The 4,019-nt window shown below is 64.1% G+C and carries 3 protein-coding genes; all 3 read left to right on the forward strand.

The genetic code is table 11. The annotated features are described in order from the left end of the window. On the forward strand, positions 1–608 hold a 608-nt coding region (locus DRV96_RS17520), incomplete at its 5' end, for a transposase (RefSeq protein WP_210757094.1). Positions 609–1,138: 530 nt separating this feature from the next. After that, the gene (locus DRV96_RS17525; protein WP_119293541.1) at positions 1,139–2,143 is read left to right on the forward strand and encodes a ParB/RepB/Spo0J family partition protein; all 1,005 of its coding nucleotides are present in this window, start codon (positions 1,139–1,141) and stop codon (positions 2,141–2,143) included. Continuing rightward, on the forward strand, positions 2,140–3,603 hold the full coding sequence (locus DRV96_RS18230; RefSeq protein WP_162911131.1) for a hypothetical protein: 1,464 nt from the start codon (positions 2,140–2,142) through the stop codon (positions 3,601–3,603). Before DRV96_RS17525 ends, DRV96_RS18230 begins: the two co-directional genes overlap by 4 nt. Positions 3,604–4,019 lie beyond the last annotated feature (416 nt).

The following is a 4,019-nucleotide window of genomic DNA, read 5'->3' on the forward strand; positions in this document are numbered from 1 at the left end:
CCGCGCTGCTGTCGGATCTGGTCGAGCGCGGGCTGGATGCCCAGCGCATGCGGCTGTGGGTGATCGACGGCGGCAAGGCGCTGCGCCGGGCCATCGTCCAGACCTTCGGCGCCAGCGCGCTCGTGCAGCGCTGCCAGGAGCACAAGCGGCGCAACGTGCTGGAGCACCTGCCCAAGGAGCTGCACGCCAGCGTCAAGCGGGCCCTCAAGGAGGCCTGGTCGGCCTCGGACGCCGATCTGGCGCGCAAGCAGCTCGGCCGTCTGGCCTCCGCGCTGCAGGCCAGGCACCCGGGTGCGGCCGCCAGCCTACGCGAGGGCCTGGAGGAGACGCTGACCGTGCAGGCACTGGGCATCACCGGGGCGCTGTACCGCACGCTGCGCACGACCAACCCCATCGAGAACCTGAACGGCTCGGTGGCGCACTACAGCCGCAACGTCAAGCGCTGGGGCGACGGCCAGATGGTGCTGCGCTGGGTGGCCAGCGCGCTCAGCGACGCGGCCACGCGAATGCGCAAGCTGCGCGGCTGCGGCCAGATGCGCACCCTCCTCAAGGCCCTGGATGCCCGTCGTCCGGCAAGCGACGACGGCACCGTCTTCAAGGCCGCGTAGCATGTTCACCGAGGGGCCGTCACCGGTCACGGTTCAACAGCGAACGGGACATCGCCCGGACGCGAACCGGCTCTGCCATTGACTGTGCCAGTTCAAACCTCGAACTCTCGCACGGCGCAGCGCCTCCGCGGTCATCCTCCTTGCACAGCCTTCCTTCCTGGCTGCTGGCCCTCCTGGGCTCATGAACCAGACTGCGCGACCGGTCGCTCAAGGCATTCGGTCGACAAAAATCGGGCTTTCGCATCGCTCAAGTTGCCCAGCGTTCGAAGTTGGGCATAACATTTCCATTCAAGAGCAGAACTACCTACGTCTGTCGCCTCATCAGCGACACGCTTACGGGGTGTGCGATACCCGGGTCCAGCTGCTCAGCCCGCACGGTAGGGCCGCCGTGAACCAACCCGCGTCGGAGTGGAGGCGTTGCCCCACTTTCGAATGTGGCGAGCGTTCACGCGTCACCGTCCGGCCGTCGACGTTCTCCTGTTTCGAAGCGCGGGTTGCATGTGCAACAGCATCGAAAGGAAGAACGTCCCATGTCACAGCAATCAAACTTCACTGGGCGCACTGCCCAGCAGGAGCCCGCAGCCGGTCAGCAGGCGCAGGGCAGGCCGCAAGGCACGGCCACACCGCCGCCCCCTGAGACACCTCCCCAGCAGACGACCGGAGTCCTGGTCGGCGAAGTCCGCCTCATCAATCCGGCGCTGATTCGTGTCACGCAGCATCCGAACCGGGCCCCCGACGCGTACACGAATGAGGAGTTCGACGTCTTTCGGGACGTCATTCAACACGCAAACGGCAACACTCAGCCGATCACCGTGCGTCGAACCGCTGATGCGACCGACGGATACGAGTATGAGCTTATCGCCGGGCACCGCCGGCATCGGGCGTGCCTGGACCTCGGCCTTGATGTCCTCTCTGTCATCGAAGTCAACTGCGGAGATGACAGCGCATACCTGCTGCGGCTCCGCGAAAACTCGGGACGGGTCGACCTGTCACCGTGGGAGCTTGGGTGCCAGGTTCTCGACGGTATCAAGCATCGTCATCTTCGATCCATTCGACATGCTGGCTTGGTCACGGGACGGGATCCGAGCGACCTCGCCAAAGCGGTGCAACTGGCAGAGCTTCCGCCCGCAGTGATCGGCGCCTTCGTGTCGCCTACTGAACTGCAGTATCGGCACGCGAAGCCCCTGACGGACGCCCTCAAGACAAGACAGACCGCGGTGATCTCGGAGGCAAAGCGGATCGCAGCGCTCCCGGAGCGTCCCGTCACGGCCGAGGTCGTCAACCTGCTGATCAGCGCGGCTGGAGGGGGTGTGGGACGGTCCCACACCCCGCCCCAGGACCGGCCGCTGACGGCAGACGGACAACGTGTGGGACGGATCAAAGCAAGCCGCGGAACGCAGACCGTTGTCGAAATCGAGGTGGCACTCGCCGACAAGGAGCGCGAGACGCTGGCGAAGGCCATCGAAAGACTCGTCGCGAAGAAGCTGGCAAAGCCGGCGCTCGCAGTCACGGAGCCAACGGAGGCGAAGCCATGAACACCCACATTCCCAGCGACGCGAACAAGAAGATCACGGCATCGACTTCGTCCTTCGATCACGAAAAACCCCCGTTGCCGAACGTTGCGCGAACACCGGCGCCTGACCGTTCGGTAACGGGGGACGTGCCGCCCAGAATGGGGGGCACGTCGCGCAAGGAGGAAGCAATGGCCATGACAGGGTCGGTGGGCGCCAAGCCCACTGGCACTGGCGTGGACGTTGCACCCGACCGGACGAGCCGCCACGAGAGTGGTGATGTCACGGCGGGCGGCGCGGGTGATTTCGTGATCGATGACACTTTCGATGCCGAACCGGCCACGTCACCGATTCCACCGTGGCTAGCGCAGCAGCACCGTGCAGACGAAATCGACACGGCAGCTCTGCTGCAGCGAGCGCTTGCGCTCTTGGCAGCGGACGAAATCCTGAGAAAGCAGCTGCACCACGTAGTGCCACAGGAGAAGACCGAAGCCTTGTACGCAAAGAAGGTCTCTATCCTTCGCCAGCGGTACCTGTCCAGAGGCGGCGAGGCGCACCGCCCAGTGCTGGAAGCGCTTGCGCCCTATGCGGCGAAGGAGCAGTCGTGGAAGATCATGCGCGCTGCGCTGAAGTGGCATCTCCTGCGCCGAATCGAATTTCGCGTCTCACAGGTGCGAGCTTGCAAAGCCGCGAGGCAGGCAACTCCGCCGGAAGTTTCACTTCGACTTCGCTCTGCAGTTCGCTCACTCGAGGAACTCGTCGATCTCCAACGCACTGACGCCCGTGAGTTCGCGCTAATCGACAACCGACCGCCTCATTCCAAAAAGGATTTGCTGCCGGAACTACCCGACGACTGGCGCGACAGGTTCGAGCGCAGAAACTCCGAGTCGCCGAAATATCGTATGGTGGGCGTTCTACTGGTAGTGTGCGGCCTTCGACCTGAGGAGCTCGAAAAAGGGGTAGCTCTCAGGTGGACCGCCAGCGACGAGATCGAAGTGACCATCGCGGGCGCGAAGGTCACGGAATTGGCCGGACAGCCCTGGAGATCGTTGCGACTCGATCCCGCTCGTCTTCCAAATTGGTTCTCCCACCATTTGCAAGCAGAGCGATCGTGCGTCGTGCAAGCGAAACCGAGCTGCCTCGCCACCCATCTTGCACGATTGTCGAACAAGGTTTTCGATCCCGACCGCGACGGGAACACACCTCGCTTGTCCGCGTATCTTTTTCGGCACGCACTTGTCACGGACCTGAGGGAGGCAGGTTGGCGAAGTGATGAGATTGCAGCAGCGATCGGCGAGACCTCAGCCGAAACGGTCAGCTGGTACGGTTTGCGACGCGGCGGACCGCGGAAGCTTCGGCCGAATATCTCCATCAGGAGAGACTCGGTGGCCACCGCGCGGCCGGTCCGGCCGGCAAAGCAGAACTGGCCCCAAGCGACACCGTCGAAGTCCACGCCGTCTTCGATGAGGAAGAGGACTCCATAGACGAGGAGGAAGCCCAGGCGCGTCGCGTCGTCCATGCAAGAACGGGCGCCCGCGCCTGGGTGTGCCCCCTGACGCGGATCTATACGGTCGCACGGCGCCTGGACACGTTGGTGGGTAAATCGCGACGTCGGCCGCCTCGTTGGCGACGTAGCTCACGTCCTTGAGGAAGTCTGTGCAGCCCGGGTAGACGCCGCCGAACTTGGCGTCGACGTGGGCCTTGTGGCACTGGGTGCCCACCGTGCGGTGTACGGTGAGGGTCTTGCTCTCGACCCAGTGGATCACGTCAGAGCATCCGAGATCGCAGGCGTTGAGACTTACCGAGTCGGCCCTGCAAAACCCCCGCAACCCGCATGAACACTGGCTTTGCGGGGTGAATGCCGATGGCGCGAACTCCCAGCAACGAATCCAATAGGCCG

Origin of the sequence: Azohydromonas sediminis (genome assembly GCF_003574675.1) — a bacterium.
GTDB classification, from domain to species: domain Bacteria; phylum Pseudomonadota; class Gammaproteobacteria; order Burkholderiales; family Burkholderiaceae_C; genus Calidifontimicrobium; species Calidifontimicrobium sediminis.

Coding starts and splice junctions, on each gene's coding strand:
- DRV96_RS18230 (WP_162911131.1), top strand. CDS start 2,140: ATGAACACCCACATTCCCAGCGACGCGAACAAGAAGATCACGGCATCG.
- DRV96_RS17525 (WP_119293541.1), top strand. CDS start 1,139: ATGTCACAGCAATCAAACTTCACTGGGCGCACTGCCCAGCAGGAGCCC.